General features: G+C 39.7%; 2 protein-coding genes. Both read left to right on the forward strand.

Annotated features, from left to right (window positions below; translation table 11 throughout):
* The coding region (locus tag Q7P41_RS03940; RefSeq protein WP_303882281.1) for an asparagine synthase C-terminal domain-containing protein at positions 1-1250 on the forward strand (1250 nt) is incomplete at its 5' end.
* A gap of 3 nt (positions 1251-1253) precedes the next feature.
* A partial coding sequence (locus Q7P41_RS03945; RefSeq protein ID WP_303882283.1) for a GNAT family N-acetyltransferase occupies positions 1254-1726 on the forward strand: 473 nt, incomplete at its 3' end.

Below are 1726 nucleotides of genomic sequence, written 5' to 3' on the forward strand. Positions count from 1 at the left end.
CGGGGTCAGACACGCTTTTTCCAAACGTTAAACAGGTTCAGGCGGGAGAAGTTGTATTTTTCCAGCCTTCTGAAGACAGTGACATAATAGTTGAACCGTTGCGTTATTATAGATATGTTCATGGCAATTATTTTGAAGATGAAACCGAAATACTGTTCCGTAAGCTTGATGAAACATTAATTAACGTCTTTCAAAATCTTATTTCTTATGCTAGCGGGAGAACTATTGTTATTCCTTTAAGCGGCGGCTATGATTCTCGTTTAGTTGCTCTTATGCTCAAAAAAATAGGATATAAAAATATAGTTGCCTTTTCTTATGGTAAACCTGGAAACAGGGAGGCAGAGGTAAGCAATATGGTCGCTAAAAAGCTTGGCATCAGTTGGGAGTTCGTTCCATACTCAAATGATAATTGGTATAAATGGTACCGAAGTGATGAAATGAAGGCATATTCTGAGTTTGCCGACGGTTTAGTTTCTTTGCCACACATACAGGATTGGCCTGCAGTTTTGATGCTAAAAAAAGAAAATCGAATACCTGATGAAGCTGTCTTTGTACCAGGTCACACTGCGGACAAACTTACAGGTAGTCTGAGTGAAGTCTTTCCGGATATTTACAGACTCCCAAATTACCCACACGTCACCAGAGCTATTTTAGAGACGCATTATAATCTTAACGCATCGATAAAAAATAATATTATTGTTAAACAATTTGAATGGCGGGTTCTTCGCACGCTGGGAGATCTCGCTCAATATCCCGATTCGGCAAGTATTTATGAATCTTGGGATGTTTCCGAGAGGCAACCAAAGTTTATTGTTAACTCGCTTCGTGTTTATGAGTTCTTTGGTTACGATTGGTGGATCCCTTTTTGGGACAAGGGCTTTATGAATTTTTGGTGCAGAGTCCCGAAAGAAAGAAGGCTTTACCAATGTTTTTATAAAAAATACGTCGATAGAATTTCAGAACAGCAAGGTCTATCGCTACAGGATTTACAAATAAATACAGAAAAAGCTATATCGATCAAAGAGAAAATAAGGAGCGTTGCCAAAAGGGCGTTGCCAAAAGGATATCGTTGGATGTTGCCTGAAGCTATATTAACGAGGCATATTAAAAATCATCCGACAGGATCGTTGGGCCGCTTTCCTCGGAAAGACGTAATCAAATTACTGCGCCAAGCATATTCCTCGAATGGAATCGCTGCGTATTTTTATATTAAAGGACTAGAAGAAAACTTGCGCAAAGGAGAAGTCTGACAAGTGAATTTTTTAAAACTTATACGATTCCCTAAAGCTCTTTTTAGGATAACCACATTCCTTGCTAGAAACCTGTGGCAAGCTAGGAAAATCCCCGTTATCAATAAAGGGGCATATGATGACGTTGAATTTATTCCCTGTACGAAAGATCTTGTGCCCTATGTGTCGAAGCTTTACGCCCAATTCCATGAAGGCATAAAGCTTGGCCTTGATAAGAAAATGTTATACAGTTTGGCTGGAGAGAAGTTGTGCCTTGTTGTAAGGGACAAGAAGACAAATCAAATCGTTGGATATTCGTTGCATTACTTCAACCCCCGCGACATAAAAGAAGCCACTATTCATGAAGGGGATATTAGCCTGCATTCAGATTATAGGGGAAAGGGGATTGGCACAGCACAACGACTTCATGTTTTGCGCCATTTTGCTCGCTGTCCTTCGATTAAAGGTCTTTCGTCTCGAATAGATCTAGATAATCA

The sequence above is a fragment of the Acetomicrobium mobile genome (assembly GCF_937920065.1).